Origin of the sequence: Actinocorallia sp. A-T 12471, assembly GCF_033875155.1 — a bacterium.
Lineage (GTDB): Bacteria > Actinomycetota > Actinomycetes > Streptosporangiales > Streptosporangiaceae > Actinocorallia.
Genome location: NZ_JAWZTE010000008.1, coordinates 37,033 through 55,519 on the forward strand (window position 1 = coordinate 37,033; position 18,487 = coordinate 55,519).

General features: G+C 70.5%; 17 protein-coding genes. 11 read left to right on the forward strand and 6 right to left on the reverse strand.

Annotation, left to right across the window (positions count from 1 at the left end; all coding sequences use genetic code 11):
* Position 1 precedes the first annotated feature (1 nt).
* Positions 2-604 carry an ATP-dependent Clp protease proteolytic subunit gene (locus R9X44_RS22015; RefSeq protein WP_319816133.1) on the forward strand — a complete coding sequence of 201 codons (603 nt, stop codon included), beginning with the start codon at positions 2-4 and terminating at the stop codon, positions 602-604.
* A gap of 45 nt (positions 605-649) precedes the next feature.
* On the opposite strand, the gene R9X44_RS22020 is transcribed toward R9X44_RS22015, so the two are convergent.
* Positions 650-973: a helix-turn-helix transcriptional regulator gene (locus R9X44_RS22020; protein WP_319816134.1), complete on the reverse strand. Its 324-nt coding sequence runs from the start codon at positions 971-973 to the stop codon at positions 650-652.
* Positions 974-1,302: 329 nt separating this feature from the next.
* Between R9X44_RS22020 and R9X44_RS22025 the strand changes: the two genes are divergently transcribed.
* The 5 genes from R9X44_RS22025 to R9X44_RS22045 all read left to right on the forward strand — a co-directional run bounded on the left by R9X44_RS22025 (position 1,303) and on the right by R9X44_RS22045 (position 8,690).
* Positions 1,303-2,124: an aldo/keto reductase gene (locus R9X44_RS22025; RefSeq protein WP_319816390.1), complete on the forward strand. Its 822-nt coding sequence runs from the start codon at positions 1,303-1,305 to the stop codon at positions 2,122-2,124.
* Between the two features lie 1,888 nt (positions 2,125-4,012).
* Positions 4,013-4,813 carry a putative protein N(5)-glutamine methyltransferase gene (locus R9X44_RS22030; protein WP_319816135.1) on the forward strand — a complete coding sequence of 267 codons (801 nt, stop codon included), beginning with the start codon at positions 4,013-4,015 and terminating at the stop codon, positions 4,811-4,813.
* 326 nt (positions 4,814-5,139) lie between these two features.
* The gene (locus R9X44_RS22035; protein ID WP_319816136.1) at positions 5,140-6,030 is read left to right on the forward strand and encodes a hypothetical protein; all 891 of its coding nucleotides are present in this window, start codon (positions 5,140-5,142) and stop codon (positions 6,028-6,030) included.
* Between the two features lie 963 nt (positions 6,031-6,993).
* A complete protein-coding gene (locus R9X44_RS22040; protein WP_319816137.1) occupies positions 6,994-7,749 on the forward strand; it encodes an EI24 domain-containing protein in 756 nt (251 codons plus the stop codon).
* 89 nt (positions 7,750-7,838) lie between these two features.
* Positions 7,839-8,690: a sulfotransferase gene (locus R9X44_RS22045; protein ID WP_319816138.1), complete on the forward strand. Its 852-nt coding sequence runs from the start codon at positions 7,839-7,841 to the stop codon at positions 8,688-8,690.
* Here R9X44_RS22045 and R9X44_RS22050 read toward each other — a convergent pair.
* The gene (locus tag R9X44_RS22050; protein ID WP_319816139.1) at positions 8,678-9,694 is read right to left on the reverse strand and encodes a helix-turn-helix domain-containing protein; all 1,017 of its coding nucleotides are present in this window, start codon (positions 9,692-9,694) and stop codon (positions 8,678-8,680) included. The genes R9X44_RS22045 and R9X44_RS22050 overlap by 13 nt on opposite strands.
* Positions 9,695-9,793: 99 nt before the next feature.
* Here R9X44_RS22050 and R9X44_RS22055 point away from each other — a divergent pair, with 99 nt between their 5' ends.
* Together R9X44_RS22055 and R9X44_RS22060 are read left to right on the forward strand one after the other, a co-directional pair.
* Positions 9,794-10,714, forward strand: a complete 921-nt coding sequence (locus tag R9X44_RS22055; RefSeq protein ID WP_319816140.1) for a proline dehydrogenase family protein — start codon at positions 9,794-9,796, stop codon at positions 10,712-10,714.
* A gap of 136 nt (positions 10,715-10,850) precedes the next feature.
* Positions 10,851-12,272 (forward strand): MFS transporter, encoded by a 1,422-nt coding sequence (locus tag R9X44_RS22060; protein WP_319816141.1) that lies wholly within the window; start codon positions 10,851-10,853, stop codon positions 12,270-12,272.
* Between the two features lie 91 nt (positions 12,273-12,363).
* Here R9X44_RS22060 and R9X44_RS22065 read toward each other — a convergent pair whose 3' ends face one another.
* Entirely contained in the window at positions 12,364-12,558 is a 195-nt protein-coding gene (locus R9X44_RS22065; protein WP_319816142.1) for a DUF397 domain-containing protein, read from the reverse strand.
* A 15-nt stretch (positions 12,559-12,573) separates the two neighbouring features.
* On the reverse strand, positions 12,574-13,461 hold the full coding sequence (locus R9X44_RS22070; protein ID WP_319816143.1) for a helix-turn-helix transcriptional regulator: 888 nt from the start codon (positions 13,459-13,461) through the stop codon (positions 12,574-12,576).
* Between the two features lie 181 nt (positions 13,462-13,642).
* Here R9X44_RS22070 and R9X44_RS22075 point away from each other — a divergent pair, with 181 nt between their 5' ends.
* Positions 13,643-14,023: an ATP-binding protein gene (locus R9X44_RS22075; protein ID WP_319816144.1), complete on the forward strand. Its 381-nt coding sequence runs from the start codon at positions 13,643-13,645 to the stop codon at positions 14,021-14,023.
* 174 nt (positions 14,024-14,197) lie between these two features.
* Here the strand turns inward: R9X44_RS22075 and R9X44_RS22080 are convergent, their stop codons facing one another.
* On the reverse strand, positions 14,198-15,022 hold the full coding sequence (locus tag R9X44_RS22080) for an NAD(P)-dependent oxidoreductase (protein ID WP_319816145.1): 825 nt from the start codon (positions 15,020-15,022) through the stop codon (positions 14,198-14,200).
* Between the two features lie 58 nt (positions 15,023-15,080).
* Positions 15,081-15,791 (reverse strand): TVP38/TMEM64 family protein, encoded by a 711-nt coding sequence (locus R9X44_RS22085; RefSeq protein WP_319816146.1) that lies wholly within the window; start codon positions 15,789-15,791, stop codon positions 15,081-15,083.
* Between the two features lie 507 nt (positions 15,792-16,298).
* On the opposite strand from R9X44_RS22085, the gene R9X44_RS22090 reads away from it, so the two are divergent.
* Positions 16,299-16,763 (forward strand): hypothetical protein, encoded by a 465-nt coding sequence (locus R9X44_RS22090; RefSeq protein ID WP_319816147.1) that lies wholly within the window; start codon positions 16,299-16,301, stop codon positions 16,761-16,763.
* Positions 16,764-16,840: 77 nt separating this feature from the next.
* Complete coding sequence (locus R9X44_RS22095) at positions 16,841-18,442, forward strand: peptide chain release factor 3 (protein ID WP_319816148.1); 1,602 nt, start codon at positions 16,841-16,843, stop codon at positions 18,440-18,442.
* Positions 18,443-18,487 lie beyond the last annotated feature (45 nt).

Genomic DNA, 18,487 nt, shown 5'->3' on the forward strand with positions numbered 1-18,487 from the left:
GATGAGCCAGTACACGATCCCGACCGTCGTCGAACGCACCCCGCGCGGCGAACGCGCCTTCGACATCTACTCCCGGCTGCTGTCCGACCGGATCGTCTTCTTGGGCACCGAGATAGACGACGGGGTCGCCAACGTGGTGATGGCCCAGCTCCTGCACCTCGAGTCGGAGAGCCCCGACACCGAGATCGGGCTCTACATCAACTCCCCCGGCGGCTCGTTCAGCGCGCTTACGGCCATCTACGACACGATGCAGTTCATCCGTCCCGACGTCGCCACCTTCTGCATGGGACATGCCTCGTCAGCGGCGGCCGTACTGCTCGCCGCAGGCACGCCGGGCAAGCGCGCTGTGCTGAAGCACGCCAAGGTGATGCTGCACCAGCCGTCGTCGCAGTCGCGCGGCACCCTTCCCGACCTGGCCATCCAGGCGCGTGAGGTCGCGCGGGTGCGGGCCGAGATGGACGAGATCCTCGCGCGGCACACCGGGCATCCGGCGTCGAAGATCCGCGAGGACACCGACCGGAGCGTCACCTTCGACGCGTCCGAAGCCGTCGCCTACGGCCTTGCCGACGTCGTCATCTCCAGCCGTGCGGAGCTGCCGGTTTGAGCGCGCTTGGGCGGCCGACGTACATGTCGGCCGCCCTTGCGGGGCTCAGGCGGCGAGGCAGAACACGTCGCCGCGTCCGGCCGGGCGGGCCGCCGCGGGACGGAGCAGGACGGGGGTGGCGCGGCGGGCGCTCAGATCGCGTCCGACGTCGGTGAGGACGTCGCCGAGGTCGACGGCGAGGGCGTCGCAGACGGACGCCAGGACCTCCGAGGACGCCTCCTTGCGCCCGCGTTCCACCTCCGACAGGTACGGCATGGAGATGCGGGCGTGACGGGCGACGTCGGCGAGGGTGCGGCCCTGCTCGCGGCGCAGGCGGCGCAGCTCATCACCGAGCAGCTCGCGCAGCAGCGGGGGCCGGACGGGCTTCACGTCCCGAATGTCACTTTCGGTGGGGTTCCTCACCGGTTCCAGCATCGTGCTCCTCCGTGCCGTCGGCGGCTCGCGGCGCGAACCGGCTTCCCGTCCTTCCTAGACCCGGGACGGGGGTGCCGGAAGCCCTTTTCGCATTCGGCGAAGCGGCGGACGATTGTCGGAAGTGGGTTCTTTGTCGGTGTTTGGGGTCAGTGGGCGTTCGCCGTGGCGGATCTCGCGACGGGCGTCGAAAACGCCTGTGGCGTCGGGGCTGACGAGGTTGTCCACAGGGTGTGACGACGTGTTTTGACGATTCGTGCTTGAGTTGTGACATGAGCGCGAACGAGCTGAAGACCATCGAACTGAACAACGGCGTCGTCATGCCCCGGCTCGGATTCGGGGTGTGGCAGGTCGGCGACGACGAGGCGGTCACGGCGGTCGGCCTTGCGTTGGAGGCCGGGTACCGCAGCATCGACACCGCGTCGGCCTATGGCAACGAGCGCGGGGTCGGGCGTGCCGTGCGCGAGTCCGGCCTGCCGCGCGAGGAGATCTTCGTGACGACCAAGCTGTGGAACGCCGACCACGGCTACGACCAGGCGCTCAAGGCGTTCGACACGAGCCTTGACAAACTCGGCGCCGAGTACGTCGACCTGTACCTCATCCACTGGCCCATGCCCGCGCGCGACGACTACGTCGAGACCTGGCGCGCCCTGGAACGGATCGCCGGGGAGGGCCGGGCCAGGGCCGTCGGCGTCTCCAACTTCGCCGTCCCGCACCTGAAGCGCCTCGCCGCCGAGACCGGCGTGGTCCCCGCCGTCAACCAGATCGAACTCCACCCCTACCTCACCCAGACCGAACTGCGCGCCTACCACGCCGAACACGGCATCGCCACCGAGGCATGGAGCCCCCTGGGCCAGGGCCGCGGCCTCCTCAACGACCCGGCCCTCGCCCGCATCGCCGCCGCCCACGACCGCTCCCCCGCCCAGATCGTCCTCCGCTGGCACCTCCAAAGCGGCAACATCGCCATCCCCAAATCCGTAACCCCATCCCGAATCACCGAAAACCACAACATCTCCGACTTCACCCTCACCCCGCAGGAAATGACCGCCATCGACTCCCTCAACTCCAACACCCGCTACGGCCCCGACCCCCTGACCTTCTCCAACTGACCCCGCCACAGCACCCTCACCCGAACGGAGCCACCCAAATGCCCACCACCCACCCCATCCCCGCCCACCTACCCCGCCCCCCGACCCGAGAAAAAGCCCACCCACGCCCTACCCACCCACCCAACACCCGCCCCACCGGAGCCCCGGCCTCCCACGCCCCCGGCCGCCCGGCCTATTACCCGGCGTGATCCCGGTCCCCGCGTGCGGGCTCACGCGGGCCTACCCCCGTGCGATCCCCGGTCCTCCGAGATCACGTCCTGCGGCGCTCTGGCCTCACACCGCCCCGACCCCGCACTGCCCCGACCCTCCTCCGACCCTGTCCTCACAGAACTCCGGTGGCGCACGGCCTCGGTAGCGAGAAACCCGAGACCCCGGTCGCGCGACCCTGCTCCCCCTGGGTCCCGGTCACACGCGACCTTGACCCGGCGCAGCCCTGGTCCCGCGCTGCCCAGCTCCTACGGGCCTGCTCCCGCGCGGCTCCTATAGCCCGATCCCGCGGCTCCTATGGCCTGATCCCGCGCGGCCTCGGACCCGGGCCCGGGTTTCGCCCGGCCTCGTCCTGGCGCAGCCCTGATCCCGCGCTGCCTCAGTCTTGTGGGTCAGGTCCCGAGCGGCCTCGGCCAACGCCGCCTGGTTCCGTGCGGACCTGATCCCGCACCCGATCCCGCACGGCGTCGGGGCACCCTGGTCCTGCGGCCTGAATCCGCGCGGCGTTGAGACGGCTCCGATCGCGGGGCTTGGTCCCGCACGGCGTCAGGATGCCCTGGTCCGGCGGCCTGAATCCGCGTTGAGGGGGCTCTCGTCGCGGGGCTTGGTCTCGCGCGGCGTCGGGGTGCCCTGATCCCGTGGACTGAATTCGTGCGGGGCTGAGGCGGTGCGGTCCTGGTCTGCGTGGCCGCGCGGCGCTGATCCGGTGGGCCTGGTTTCGCGCGGCCCTGATCTCAGGTGGCGTTGCAGCAGCGGGGTCCTGCGGTGCGGCGCTCTGACGGTGCGCGAGACCTCGGGTGCGCGGGGGACCGGCGGTGCGCGGGGGACCGGCGGTGCGCGGGGGACCGGCGGTGCGCGGGGGACCGGCGGTGCGCGGGGGACCGGCGGTGCGCGGGGTCCGCAGGTGCGCGACGCCCAGGGCGCTCGGGGTCCCGAGGTGTGCGGGGTCCGGCGGTGTGCGACACCCAGGGGCGCTCGGGGTCCGGAGGTGTGCGGGCCTTGGCGGTGTGCGACGCCCAGGGTGCTTGGGGCCTGGCGGTTTGCGGGCCCGGGCGGTGCGAGGTCCGGAGGCGCGGGCCCCGGCAGTGTGCCACGCCTGGGGCGCTCGGGCCTGGCGGTGTGCGGGGTTCCAGAGGTGCGTGACGCGCGGAGGTGCGTGACGCGCGGAGGTACGCGGGGGGACTGGGGGTGCGCGACGCCCGGGGTGCTCGGGGCTTGGCGGTGTGCGGGGTTCCAGAGGTGGGTGACGTGCGAGGGTGCGCGGGGACTGGGGGTGCGCGGGGTTCGGGGTGCTTGGTTTGGAGGTTGCGGGGACTAGGGGTTTGGGCTTGGGAGTTTGATTTGGGGTGGAGGTCTGGGTTTGAGCCTGAAGGGGCTCTTTGTTGAGCAAGGGAAAGAGGGGTGTTTTGTGGGGCTTGGGGGTTGGTTCTTGGGGGTGGGGTGTGTGGGTGGGGTAGGGGGGTTGGGTGCTTGGTGGGGGGTGGGTGGAGGGCGTTGGGCTGTAGGTGGGGTGAGGGGGCCTAGGGCGGGGTGGGTGGGTGGGAGTGGGGGCTTTGGGGTGGTGAGGGTTTGTGGGGGGTGGAAGTGGTGGGGTGGGGGTGGGGGTGGGGGTGGGTGGGGAAGTGGGGTGGGGTGGGGGGTTGGAGGGAGGGTGTGATGGGGTCTGGGGGGGTGAGGGCCGATGGGAGAGGTGGAGGTGGTTGGGGTGGAGGGGTTGGCGGAGGGGGTGTTGGGGGAGGTTGTTGCTTTGTTGCGGGGGGCGGGGTGTGTGTTCGCTGAGGATGAGGCTGCGATTTTGGTCGGGGCGGCGGGGTCGGTGGGTGAGTTGCGGGAGATGGTGGCGCGGCGGGTGCGGGGGGTGCCGTTGGAGCATGTGGTGGGGTGGGCGGAGTTTGCGGGGGTGCGGGTGGGGGTCGCGCCCGGGGTTTTTGTTCCGCGGCGGCGTACTGAGTTTCTTGTGGGGGAGGCTGTGGGGTTGTTGGTGGAGGGTGCCGTTGTGGTTGATCTGTGTTGTGGGTCGGGGGCGCTTGGGGCCGCGGTGAAGGCGGCGCGTGAGGATGTTGAGTTGCATGCGGCTGATGTTGATCCGGCGGCTGTGGCGTGTGCGCGGGGGAATGTGCGGGGGGCGGTGTATGAGGGGGATCTTTTTGAGGCCCTGCCGGGGCGGTTGCGGGGGCGCGTTGATGTGTTGTTGGCGAATGTGCCTTATGTGCCGTCGGGGGAGATCGCGCTGTTGCCGTCGGAAGCGCGTGAGCATGAGGCGCGCGCGGCGCTCGACGGGGGTCCCGACGGGCTTGACGTGCTGCGCAGGGTCGCGGCCGAGGCTCCCGCTTGGCTCGCGCCGGGTGGGAGCGTTCTTGTGGAGACGAGTGAGCGGCAGGTGGAGGCCGCGGTCGCCGCCTTCGCGGGAAGCGGGCTGAGCGTGCGGGTCGCCACCGACGACGAGTACGACGCGACGGTCGTCGTCGCGTCCCTCCCCTAGCGCGCTAAGGAGCCGACGCCTTCTGCGCAGCCTCGGCGCGCGCTCGTCCTCGCCGCGCCTCCTAGCGCGCTAAGACGCCGACGTAACGCGCGGCGTGCCAGACGAAGAGTGCAGGAGCCGCCTCTCCTAGCGCGCTGGGACGTTGACGGGGTGGGCGGTGGGGTAGACGAGGAGTGCAGGAGCCGCTTCTCCTAGCGCGCTGGGATATTGATGGGTTGGGCGGTGGGGTAGACCGGGGTGTGCGGTGGGGGCCGTGGGCTGGGATTCGGGGCTATATGGTGCGATGCGGAGTACCTGGTCCGATCTTGGAGTGAACGATTTTCGCTGTGCGTCCGGCCGCCTGCCTCATGCTCGCGCTGCTCCTGCTGGGCGGGTGCTCCGACGAGACGCGGCCGCCGGACGACGGGCCGCCGCCGCTCGGGTCGGTGTCGGTCATCACGAAGGACTCCGAGATCAGGCTTCCGCTCGATTACTTCTCGCCGCATCCGCGGGATGCCGACGACATCGTCAGGGCCGAGGAGTATCGGGCTCGCGAGTGCATGCGGGGTTTTGGGCTTACCTATCCGATTCGTCCGCAGAAGCAGGCGTCCTATCCGGGGGTCGTACATCCCGGACTTTTCGGGCTTATTGATCCGGGTCTCGTCAAGCACGGGTACGGGCCCGTGCTCGCGCCCGACGGGTGGGACGAGCCCACGACGCCCGTGCAGTCGCGCCCGCCGAGCGCAGTCGAGGACGCCGTCTGGACGGGGAAGCTCACCGAGTACGAGGGCGACAAGGTCCCGCAAGGAGGGTGCCTTGCCGAAGGGCGTAGGAAGCTTGGCGGTACGGCCGACTTGTACTGGCCGAAGAACGAGCTTCAGGCCGAGGCCGTGAAGCTCGCTGAGAAGGATCCCCGCACAGCCGACGTCACGCGCTCGTGGTCGGCGTGCATGAAGGACGCGGGTTACGCCTACGCCTCGCCCGGGGACGCCGCCTCCGACGCCCGCTGGCTCGTCCCCGGGCCGCCCAGCCCTGCCGAGGTGTCCGCCGCGGCCGCCGACGTCGGCTGCAAGACCCAGGTCAACTACGCGGGCATGCGCACCGCGATCCTCACGGCCTACGAGCGCCGCCTGGTCCGCCTCCACAAAGCCCGCCTCACCACCCACAAACTCGAACTCACCAAACGCCTCCGCCACGCGGAGGAACTGATCTCCCGAGTAGACGTAGACGCGCTCTGATTGCCCCGCCTCCGGCGTGGCTGCGATCGGGCTGTGCTCGATTGCCCCGCCTTCGGCGTTGCGGCGATCGGGCGCCTCGAGTCGCCGTCTTCCCTCCGCCCCGCTCGCCTTGCGGCTCGCAGGGCTCCGGTCCAGACGGCGACGCGCCCGATCGCTCCCGGGGCGTTCCGACATCGGGGTGTTGCCATCGGGCGGGCCGTGTCGGGCGGGTGAGTTGGCCCTGGCCGGGCAGGACGATCGCGACCAAGTGGGGCGGTTCAGACGGCGACGCGCCCGATCGCCCTCGGGGTGTTCCGACATCGGGGTGCTGCCGTCGGGCGGGCCGTGTCGGCCGGGTGGGTTGGTTCAGACGGCCCGATTGCTCCGGGGTGTTCCGGCATGTGGGCCGGGGTGCCGTCGGGGCCTGGGGCGGGGCGGGGGCGGGCAGGGCGGTCGTGGCCGGGTGGGACGGTTCAGACGGCCCGATCGCGGCGAGGTGTTCCGGCATATGGGTCAGGGTGCCGTCGGGGCCTGGGGCGGGGCGGGGCCGGGTGGGGCGGTTCAGACGGCGACGCGCCCGATCGCTCCCGGGGTGTTCGGGCATCGGGGTGCTGCCGTCCAGCGGGCTGTGTCGGCCGGGTGAGTTGGCCCTGGTCGGGCAGGACGGTCGTGATCGGGTGGGGCGGTTCAGACGGCCCGATTGCTCCGGGGTGTTCCGGCATGTGGGTCAGGGTCCGTCGGGGCTTGGGGCGGGGCCGGGCAGGACGGTCGTGGCCGGGTGGGGCGGTTCAGACGGCCCGATCGCTCCGGGGTGTTCCAGCGTATGGGTCGGGGGCCTGGGCCGGGGCGGGGCCGGGCGGGAGGACGGTTGGGTGGGGTGGGGGGAATTGGGTGGGGGTTGTGGAAACTTCAAGGTGGGTGCGGCCGTCCCAAACAGTGGTGTCGGGAACGGAGTAGCCGGAGTGGGCGGGAGAAGGTGGGGCGATGTTCGACGGAGTGCGGTATCTGGGGCGAGGGATCGGGTGGGTGGCGCGGAGGCCCGCTCAGTGGGTGTTCGGGCTGATCCCGGCGTTGATCACGCTTGTCCTGTTCGGCTGGCTGCTCGTGTGGTTCGGCTTCCAGGCCGACGACGTCGCCGCGTGGCTGACGCCGTTCGCGGACGGCTGGGCCGAGGGCCTGCGGAACGCGGTAAGGATCATCGCGGCGGTCGCCCTGTTCGCCGGAGGCGCGTTCGTGGCGCTGCTGATGTTCACCGCCGTCACCCTCATCATCGGCGAGCCCTTCTACGAGGAGCTGTCCCTGCGCGTCGAGCGGTCGTTCGGCGGGGAGGTGCCCGAGTCCGACGAGCCGTTCCTCAAGGGCCTGGTCCGCAGCGTCCGTGACGCGATCGTGCTCGGCGTCGCCGCGCTCTGCTTCGGCGTCACGTTCTTCGCCCTCGGCTTCATCCCGGTCCTTGGCCAGACGGTCGTGCCGGTCGTCGCGATCGTCGTCTCCGGCTACTTCCTCGCGGGCGAGCTGACCGGCATCGCCATGGACCGCAGGGGCCTGAAGCGCAAGGAGCGCTTCGCCGTCCTGCGTTCGGTGCGCGCCCGCACGCTGGGCTTCGGCACCGCGACCGCCGTCCTGTTCCTCATCCCGCTCGGCGCCGTCGTCTTCATGCCGGGCGCGGTGGCGGGAGCGACCCTACTGGCCCGCGACGTATGCGATGACGACACATCAACCGGCGTCAAGGTTGCATGAACAGTGGATGTTTCTTCGGAACTTTTCGCCATATTTTTGTGATCTCCGGTAGCGTGCATCGCGCAGGACGGTCGACTCCGAGGTGAGGGATGCAGGACGGACGACGCGACAACGCGATCAAGAAGGCGCTCCGGCGCAGGGGAGCACACCTGCTGGAGGCCGTGAGGCCGCCCGGCGTGGCGCTCAAGCGGAAGGCGCCGCTGCCGAACCGGTCCGCCTCGCGACTCGTCGATTCGCCCGTCTTCCTTCTTTCGTCGGTACGGTCGGGGTCGACCCTCCTGCGTGTGCTGCTGAACAGCCACTCGCGCGTCCGTGCCCCGCACGAGCTGCATCTGCGCACGCTCAAGGTGGAGCCGAGCCGCGAGTTCTCCGAGGACGTGATGGGCGCGCTCGGCCTGACCCGCGTCGAGCTCGAGCATCTGCTGTGGGACCGGATCCTGCACCACGAGCTGCTGTCCACCGGCAAGGACGTCATCGTCGACAAGACGCCGGGCAACGCGCTCATCTGGCAGCGGATCTGCGCGGCGTGGCCGAACGCCCGCTACATCTTCCTGCAACGCCATCCGGCGGCGGTCGTGGAGTCGGTCCTGAACCGCCGTAAGAACGCCGATCGTGACGAGGTCGTCAAGGAGGTCCTCGCGTACGTCTCCGGTGTGGAGGCCGCGCGCATGCTCCTTGACGGCGTCACCGTCAAGTACGAGGACCTGACGGCCGATCCGGCCAAGGAGACCCAGCGCATCTGCGCCTACCTCGACGTGCCGTGGGAGGAGTCGATGCTCGACTACGGCGCGAAGGACCACGGCCCGATCAAGCCGGTCTTCGGCGACTGGAGCAAGAACATCAAGTCCGGCAAGGTGCAGGCGGCGCGGCCGCTGCCGAGCGCGGAAGAGGTCCCGGAGGAGTTGCGGGAGATCACGCGCGCTTGGGGCTACCTGTCTTGAGCCCCGCGCAGCCGAGCCGCCTTCAGTGACGTGTGCAGCAGCAGCCTGTCCGCGCCTGAGTCGAGGTCGAGCCCGGTGAGCGTGGTGACCCTGCCGAGCCGGTAGTAGAGCGTCTGCCGGTGGATCGTGAGGGCGGCGGCGGTGCGCTGGGCGTTGCCGGCCTCGTCAAGGTAGGTCTCGACCGTCTCGCGCAGCGCCGCGTGGGCGGGGTCGAGCAGCGGCGCGACGGCCGGGTCGGGCTCGGGCAGCGCGGTCAGCATCCGATAGGGCCCCAGATCCGCCCAGGCCGCGACGGGCCCGGCGACGGTCCTGGCGACCCGGTGCGCGAACCTCGCCTCCTCAAGCGCCTCCCGCGCGAGCGCGAGCCCCCGCCGCGCCCCGCTCACCCCGACGACGACGCCGAGCCGCCCGGCCGCCTCCCGCGCCTCGGACGCCCGCACGACGAGCACGTCACCCGTCCCCAGCACCCCGGCGGGTATCTGCGCCCCCGGCGCGAACAGCACCGCGTACGAGGTCCCGGCCAGCGGATGCCCGGCGAGCAGCGCCGCAGCGGCCGTCCGCTCCTCAAGCGCCGCCGACAACAGCCCCTCAAGCGCCCGCGACGGGCTCGCCGCAAGCTTCGCCCCCGCCTCGGTCGCCAGCTCCATCGCCTCGGGAAGCCGGGGATCAGCAAGCCCTATCGCACCCTCGTCAAGCAGCCATACATACCCATAAGTGACCCCCCGATGCCTGGCTGGAAGGCAGAGCCGCGCCTTGGTTCCCTCGACGGGGTCGGCGGGCGTCCGCAGTGGAGCCGTGGCCCGCGCGATCCCGAACGACTCGAACCAGGCCCGCACCCGCGCGTCCGACCCGCGCCGCAGGATCGACCCCAGCCTGACGGGGTCGAGATCACCGTGCTGCGCCGCGAACGCCACGAGGCGGAAGTCCCTGTCCTCAAGGGTCGCGGGCGCGCCGAGCAGGTCGGAGACGGCGTCGGTCAGCTCCTGGAAATCCCTCTCGTACACATGTCCAAAGTACTCGTGACCGTTGTCGATGGCCGCCGCGCGTGGCCCTGCCTAGGGTCGGGAACATCCGCGACAAGCCCGCGAACAGAAGGTGTTCCCATGCTCGGTCCGATTCTGCTCTCCGCAGCCCGCAGTGAGACGTTGCGCCGGGTGGTCTCGGCGAGCCCGCTGACCCGTCCCGTCGTCGACAGGTTCGTCGCGGGTGAGGAGCTCCCCGACGCGCTCGCCGCGGTCCGCTCGAACGCCGCCGAGGGCATCGACGTGACCTTGGACTTCCTCGGCGAGGACATCACGACCGAGGCCGAGGCGCACGCGAACCGGGACGCCTACCTGCGCCTGCTCGAGGCGCTCGGCGGGCAGGGCCTCGCCGCCAGGGCCGATGTGTCGGTGAAGCTCTCGGCGTTCGGCCAGTCGCTGCGCGAGGACCTCGCCCTCGAGGGCGCGCGTCGCGTCGCGGAGGCGGCCCGTGCCGTCGGCGGCACGCTGACGCTCGACATGGAGGACCACACCACCGTCGACTCGACCCTCGGCATCCTCGGCGAGCTGCGCAAGGACTACCCGGAGACGGGCGCGGTCCTCCAGTCGTACCTCTTCCGCACCGAGGACGACGCCAAGGCGCTCGCCCATGCGGGCTCCCGCGTCAGGCTGGTGAAGGGCGCGTACAAGGAGCCCGCGGAGGTCGCGTTCCAGAAGAAGCCCGAGGTCGACCGGAACTACGTGCGGCTGCTGAAGATCCTCATGGCCGGCGACGGCTACCCGATGATCGGCAGCCACGACCCGCGCATGATCGAGATCGCCAAGGCGCTCGCCGAGCGCAACGCAAGGCCCGCCTCGTCGTATGAGTTCCAGATGCTCTACGGCATCCGCACCGAGGCACAGCGCCAGCTCGTGGCCGAGGGCCACCGTGTGCGCGCTTACGTGCCCTATGGAGGCGACTGGTACGGGTACTTCATGCGGCGGCTCGCCGAGCGGCCCGCCAACCTCGTGTTCTTCCTGCGCTCCTTCACCACGCGTTCCTGACGTCACGGGCATCCCACACTCAGGGCGATAAGTCAGTCACCCAACGCGATAGAGCCCTACCCGGGCATAAAGCCGGGGAGTCGGGCGTGTTACTTAACTAGTAAGACGTTTGCTCGACCCCCCGGCTGGAGCCCCCTTGACAAGCACCGTCCCTGACGCGCCCGCTACCGACCGACAACCCGAGGCGCGGAGGGAAAGGTCAGTCTGGGTCGTCCTCATCGCCCTCGCCCTCGCCGGATCCGTCGTCTCGATCCAGCAGACCCTGGTCATCCCCCTGCTGCCGACGATCTCGGCGACGTACGGGGTCGCCATCACCGACGTCACCTGGCTGTTCACCGCGTCGCTGCTCGCCGGGGCCGTCGCCACGCCGCTGCTGTCGCGGTTCGGCGACATGTACGGCAAGAAGCCGATGATGCTGCTGACCCTCGTCCTGCTGTGCGCCGGGTCGGTGATCTGCGCCCTTTCCACCGATCTCGGCTGGCTCATCGTCGGCCGCGCCGTGCAGGGCGTCAGCGCGGCGATGATCCCCCTGGCGATCGGCACGATCCGCGACACCTTCCCGCCGCGCCGCGTCATCGGCGCGATCGGCATCGTCAGCGCCACGCTCGGCGTCGGCGGGGCCGTCGGCATGCTGCTCACCGGCCTCATCTCCGGCCACACCGACGACCACCACCCGGTGTTCTGGATCGCGGCGGCCGCTGCCGTCCTGGCGTTCGTCCTCGTCGCGGCGGTGGTGCCGAACGGCGGCGTGCGGCACGGCGGACGGCCTGACGTCGCCGGCGCGCTCCTGCTCGCCGTGGTCCTGGTCAGCCTGCTGCTGGCGATCAGCCAGGGCAACGCGTGGGGTTGGACGTCGCCCGGCGTGCTCGGCCTGTTCGCCGCCGCGCTCGTGCTCGGCGCGCTGTGGGTGGTGCTGGAGTTGAAGGTCGCCGAGCCGCTGGTGCGGATGAGCATCCTCATCGGCCGCAAGTCGCTTTCGGCGAACGTCGCCTCGGTGTTCCTCGGCTTCTCCATGTACGGGTCGTTCACGCTGATCGCGGCGCTCATCCAGGCCGACCCCGACAAGGTCGGCTACGGCCTCGGTGGAACGGTCCTCACCGTCGGGATCGTGTCGCTGCCGAACACCGTCGCCATGGTCGGGGCCTCGTTCCTGTGCGGCCGCCTGGCCAACCGGATAGGCGCGGCCTACACGCTCGCGCTCGGCTCGGCCCTTGCCGGGGTGTCTTACCTGTACCTGGCGCTGTGGCACTCGACGGTGCCCGACTTCCTCGTCTTCAACTTCATCCAGGGACTCGGCTTCGGCATCGCGTACGCGTGCATCGGGACCCTCGCCGTCCAGCACGTCCCGATGGACCAGAGCGGCATCGCCAGCGGGATCAACGTGCTCGTCCGCACCGCCGGAGGCAGCGTCTCCGCCGCGGTCGGGGCGGCCATCCTCACCGGCGGCGGCCTCGTGCCGACCATCGGGGACTACGTGCTGTGCCTGTACATCGTGCTCGTCGGATCGGTGGGGGCGGCGATCGTCGCCGTCGTCCACGGACTGCGGCACCGCGACTGACCCTGCCGGGGCGATGCCTGCCGGGCTGATGCCGTCCGACCTGCCCCGCTCCGGCGCGTTCTTCGCGCGCCGGAGCGGGGCATCGCGCCCTTTAGCGGGCGGCCTTCACGGCGGAGACGAGAGCGCCGAAGGCGGGCCGGGCGAACGCCAGCGCGGGGGCCTGGGGGTTCTTGCTGTCCCGCACCCCGACAGCCGTGCTGCGGGCGGCCTTGCCGACCTCCACGCAGGCGCCGTTCTGGGCGCTGTAGCTGCTCTTCCGCCAGGCGACGCGAGAGTTGTCCGACATCTTTGGATTGTTCCTTCACGGGTTCGGTCCGCGCATGCCGCCGCCCTGGTCGATGACCTGTCGGATGACTTCCACCGATGATTCCGGGGACAGCGCCGTCGCGCGGAGATGATCGTAGATCTCCGTGTATTCCCGGAGATCCGCGGCTTCTTCGAGATAGATCGAGCCGCGCCGAAACTGAAGGTACACGATGGAGGGATCGCGCCGGGCGGGAAAGCTCAATATATGAAAACTTCCGTCGACGGCCGCGTGCGCGCCTGCCGAGAAAGGCAGGATCTGCAATGTCACATTGCGCGGCTCGCACAGTTCGATCAGCCGCTCGAGCTGGTCTTTCATCACCGCGTGGCCGCCGACGGCCCTGCGCACGGCCGTCTCGTTGAGGATGATCCACAATCGCGGGGCATCCGGACCGGTCAGTCTTTCTTGGCGCTTTGTCCGTACTTCGACGCGGCGGTCCTTCTCCTGCTCGCTTTCTCCCGGAAGAAGTGGATCGACGCGCAGCAGCGCCCGGAAATAATCCTCGGTCTGTGCGAGTCCGGTGATCAGTTCATGTTCATAGATGAGAATTTCCGAAGCCTCTTCTTCCAATCCGACATAAGTCTCGAACCAGGTCGGAATAGAGGAATGCGGTTTCTGCCACCAGCCGCGCAGCCTGCTTTCGCGCGCGAGGGTCATCAACTGCTCGGCGTCCTTGTCGGCGAGCCCGTAGAACAGGCACAGGGCCCGCACGTCGTTGACCTTCGGCGCGTGCGTGGCGTTCTCGATCCGGTAGACGGTCGTGCGCGGCACGTTCGAGCCCTTGGCGACCTCGTCGAGGTTCACCTGGTGCTCCGCGCGGAGTTTGCGCATCACCGCCGCGAGACGCCGCCTGCGTACCGTCGGACTTGTCCGTCCCATCACCATGTGGACACTCCCGCGTACGTCGTCCCGGGCCCGGGGGAGGCCCAGTTTGGAATATTCCAGCGAAGCGCTTTACATGACGCCCCGTCGCGTCCCACACTCAGAGCGTAGCGACACACAAGCGTTGTGGGAGCGGATCTCAGGGGGTTCCGGCGATGGACCGGCCGAAGTCGAGAGCACGACAATGCTGACGGCCACGCGCATCTCGATGCCGGGCGTGCCCGAACAGGCACGCGTGGCGCGCAGATGGCTGGCCGGATGGCTGGGGGAAGAGCACCCGGCGCACTACGCCGCCGTCCAGCTGCTGTCTGAGGCGTTCGGGAACAGCGTGCTGTACGCCGTCCCGGGCGGCCAGATCGAACTGGGCGCGGAGCTGGGCGACCAGCAGGTGCTCGTTGAGGTGGTCGACGCCGGAGGGGGCGGCGACCCCGTCCCCGGGCAGGACCCGGCGGGCGACGCCGAGAGCGGACGCGGGCTGTTCATCCTCGACGCGCTCGCCAAGGAATGGGGCTGGGAGCGGCTGCCGGACACCCGGCTCCGCTTCTGGTTCACCGTGGGCTTCTAACAGCCCACGAGGCCCGTGCGGCCCGGCGCGGGGGCGCGGGCTGTGCTGAATTGCCCGGCCGCCCGCTGGGGTGCGGGCGGAGGCCGTGGTTCCCGGTGGGGAGTGGTCGGGCGTTATCGGGGGGTGGTGGCCGGGACCGGTCCACGGGGAGGGGTTTCCGTGGGGTCCCGGCCGCTACAGCAGTCCGTCGCGCCAGGTGGGGTGGACGGGGGTCCAGCCGAGCGACTTGGCCTTGGCGTTGGAGACCGGACGGCCCTGGGCGGCCGCGTGGCGGTGCGCCCGGGGCTCCGGAGCGCCTAGTTCGGCGGCGTAGGCGGGGAGCCAGTCGTCGGCGGTGGCTGGCTCGTCGTCGACGACGTTGACCGCGCCGGCCTCCCAGTCGAGGGCGGCGAGCGCGGCGTCGGCGGCGTCCTCGACGTGGACGAACGACGTCCACACCGGGCCGCGCGACAGGTCGCCGATCTTGACCTTCGCGGCGATGTCGCCGTCGGCGGCGTACCAGGTGCCGGGGCCGTAGAACGCGCCATAACGCAGCACGACGCCGCGCGGCATCTCCGCGACCGCCTCCTCGAGCGCGGTGACGCTCTTGAAGGGCGGCAGCGACGGGTCGAAGTCGTCGGACTCGACCGCGGGCCGCTCGCCGCGCACGTACAGCCAGGCGATGCTCTGCGCGACCATCGCCTCGACGCCCGCCGCCTTGGCCGCGTCCACGAGGTTGCGGGTGCCGTTGATGCGCAGCAGCCCGTTGGCCTCGAAGTCGTTGCCGGAAAGGTCGGTGAGCTGGTGCACGATCACGTCGGGCCGCTCGGCCTTGACCGCCTTCTTGAGCTTGCGCGCGTCGAGCACGTCGACGATCACGGGGTGCGCGCCCATCTCCTCTATGAGCCTGCCGCCCTCGCGTCGGCGCGATGTGCCGGACACGTCGTGCCCGGCGGCGACGAGCTTCGGCACCAGGGCACGCCCGATGGCGCCGGTCGCTCCGGCAAGAAAGATCTTCATTTCGGGGGGACCTCCAGGAGTCTCACTTCTGCGTGGTCACCTGCGGACCAAGCCCAAGCTATCCGGTCTTGACGCTGTCTGGCGACCGTCGGCCGCCGGGTTTGCGCACTCGGTGTAGTCCCATGGTGACCACAAGGCTCAGCAGCCCCAGGCCGGTGAACACCGCGAGCGTCATGGGAAGGGCGTCCTCGCCGAAGACCGCGGCCCCCAGAGCCGCGTATCCGAAGGTCGACGGGACCGCGCCGATCGACGTGCCGACGAGGAAGTGGCGGTAGCGCGCGGCGGAGGTGCCGAACGCGTAGGAGACAAGGCCGAAATTCGCGATCGGCAGGAACCGGACGGTCAGGACGCCGATGACGCCGTTACGGCCGAGCCATCCGTCGAGTTTCGCGAGCCTCGCCGCGATCCTGCCGCGCCAGCCGTCGGGGCGTGCGGCCAGGACCCCGTCGACGAACTCGCGGCCGAGCAGCCTGCCGACGACGAACGCACAGCTCGCGCCGAGCAACGCCCCGCCGAGCACGTAGGCCATGCCGGGCCCGACCCCGAACAGCAGCCCGCCGACGAACGCCAGCGCCGTGCGCGGGAACATCACCATGATCAGCAACGAAGTCCCGAGCACCGCGAGAACGGGCCCGAGCGCACCCGCCCCGTCCACGGCCTCAGCGATCCCGTCCCGCCCCGGCAACGCGACCGCCGACAACCCCGCAGCAACGATCACCCCAGCGACAAGCAGCGCGAACCGCACCCCCGGCCGCCGCAGCCCCGCCAAGTCCCCACCCACACCGGACCCAGCGCCGCCCTCCTCTACTCCGCAGTCCCTTCGGGACTGCGGAGAGTCACCGGGCACGGCCACACCCCCGGCCGCGGTGATCCCAGAAACACCAGCGCCGGATGCGGCAGCGCTCTTGTCTTCCTCGCAGTCCCTTCGGGACTGCGAGGTGGAAGCGGGCTCGGCGGCGCCTTCCTCTTCCCCGCAGAAGCGCGGCCCGGGACGGCGCGGCGCCGCCTGGACCGCCGCGCGCCTGGGCACGCCAATGCCGGGCGCGGCGGCGCTCCCCTCTTCCCCGCGGTCCCGAAGGGACTGCGGGGTGGCACTGGGTGTTGGGGTTGGCGGGGTGTTCATGGTCTTAGCAGCGTATCCGGGGCGTGCGACACTGCATCGGTGACCTCGGTGACCCGTGCTGATCTGATGGCCCGTTATGGGGTTGGGCGTAGCACGTTGGAGAAGTGGTTTAGGGAGCGCGCGGACAATGGGCATCCCGAGCCGGATGGGGCGGTGGGGCGGACGCTCACCTGGGACTCCGACGCGTGGGACGCCTGGTACGCGGCGCGGGAGGCGGCTCCGGGCGTCCCGGAGGGGTTGCTTTCGCGGGATGGGCTTGCCGCGGCGTATGGGGTGTCGCGGCACGCGCTGAAGGAGCTGTGGGCGGCCCGGGAGGACAACGGGCACCCTGAACCCGCCCTGACGCACGGCAAGGCCCTCTACTGGGACGCCGCCGCGTGGGACGCCTGGTACCGCGCGCTGCCTTCCGGGGACGAGGGGGAACCTTCTGAACTCGTCACCCTCGCCGAGGCGGGACGGCTGCTCGGCTTGTCGTCCGGTTCGGTGACGGTGTACGCGAGCCGTCCTCCGAAGGGGTGGCCCGAGCCCGTCGAGGAGGTCGCCTTGGGCGGGGGACGTGTGCGCCGCCTCTACCGGCGTGCTGACGTGCTCGCCTACCGGGCTTCCCGAACCCGCTGACCCGCTCGGAACACGGCCGGAGCAACCCCGCGCTGACCTTAGGGTGGGAAGGCTGGCTACCGTTCGGGAGGAGAGCAGTGTCCACCGTCAAGGCGAAGATCGACGAGGTCTCGGCCGAGGCCGCGCGGCGGCGCACCTTCGCCGTGATCAGCCACCCGGACGCCGGCAAGTCGACGCTCACCGAGGCCCTCGCCGTCCAGGCGGCGGCGATCTCGACGGCGGGCGCGGTGCACGGCAAGGGCGACCGCGCGGGCGTCACCTCCGACTGGATGGAGATGGAGCGCAGCCGAGGGATCTCGATCACCTCGTCGGTGCTGCGGTTCGACTACCGCGACGCGCTGCTGAACCTGCTCGACACCCCCGGTCACGCCGACTTCTCCGAGGACACCTACCGTGTCCTGTCGGCCGTCGACGGCGCGGTCATGCTGCTCGACTCGGCCAAGGGCCTCGAGGCGCAGACGCTGAAGCTGTTCGACGTGTGCAAGCACGGAAACGTGCCGATCGTGACGTTCGTCAACAAGTGGGACAGGCCGGGCCGTGAGCCGCTGGAACTCCTTGACGAGATCGAGCAGCGCATCGGCCTGCACGCCGCGCCGCTGAACTGGCCGGTCGGCATCGCGGGCGACTTCCGCGGCCTGATCAGCAGGGCCGACGGGTCCTTCACGAAGTTCGTCCCCGGGGTCGGCGGCGCGAAGGCCGAGGCCGTCCGGATGAGCGCCGAGGAGGCCGCGGCCGAGCTCGGCGACGTGTGGGAGACCGCGATGGAGGAGCTGACGCTTCTCACCGAGATCGGCGCGGAACTCGACGAAGAGGCATATACCGGGGGAATCTCCACGCCCGTGCTGTTCGGCGCGGCGCTCCCCCAGTTCGGCGTGAGCGCGCTGCTCGACGCCCTCACCACGTACGCGCCGCCGCCGTCACCCCGCAAGGCCGTCGACGGCGACCGCCGTCCGCTGGACGGGCCGTTCTCCGGGCAGGTCTTCAAGGTCCAGGCCGGAATGGACAAGGCGCACCGCGATTCGCTGGCGTTCATCCGGGTCTGTTCCGGCAGGTTCGAGCGCGGCATGACGCTGACGATGGGCTCGACCGGGCGCGGCCTCGTCACCAAGCACGCCCAGACGGTGTTCGGCCGCGACCGCACGACCGTCGACACCGCCTACCCGGGCGACGTCATCGGCCTGCCGAACACGCACGGCCTGACCGTCGGGGAGTCCCTGTACGACGGGCCGAAGGTCGAGTACCCGCCGATCCCCGCGTTCGCGCCGGAGCACTTCATGGTGTGCCGGGCCAAGGACGTCGGCAAGTACAAGCAGTTCCGGCGCGGCATCGAGCAGCTCGACAGCGAGGGCGCGGTCCAGGTCCTGCGCTCGGACGTGCGCGGCGAGCAGGCCCCCGTCCTCGCGGCCGTCGGCCCGCTGCAGTTCGAGGTCGTCGCCCACCGCATGGAACACGAGTTCAACTCCCCCGTGAACCTCACCACCATGGACTTCTCCGAGTGCCGCCTGACGGACCCGGAGTCCGCCGAGCACCTCGCGAAGATGCGCGGCGTCGAGGTCTTCACCCGCTCGCTCACCGGCGACCTGGTGGTCCTCTTCGCCGACAAGTGGCGCCTTCGCGCCATCGAGCGCGAGTACCCCGACCTCACCATCAACCAGATGCTCGCCGCAGGCCAGTACTGACCTACGCTCCGGCCTGGCCGGTGCCGCCCGGCGACACGCGGTGGC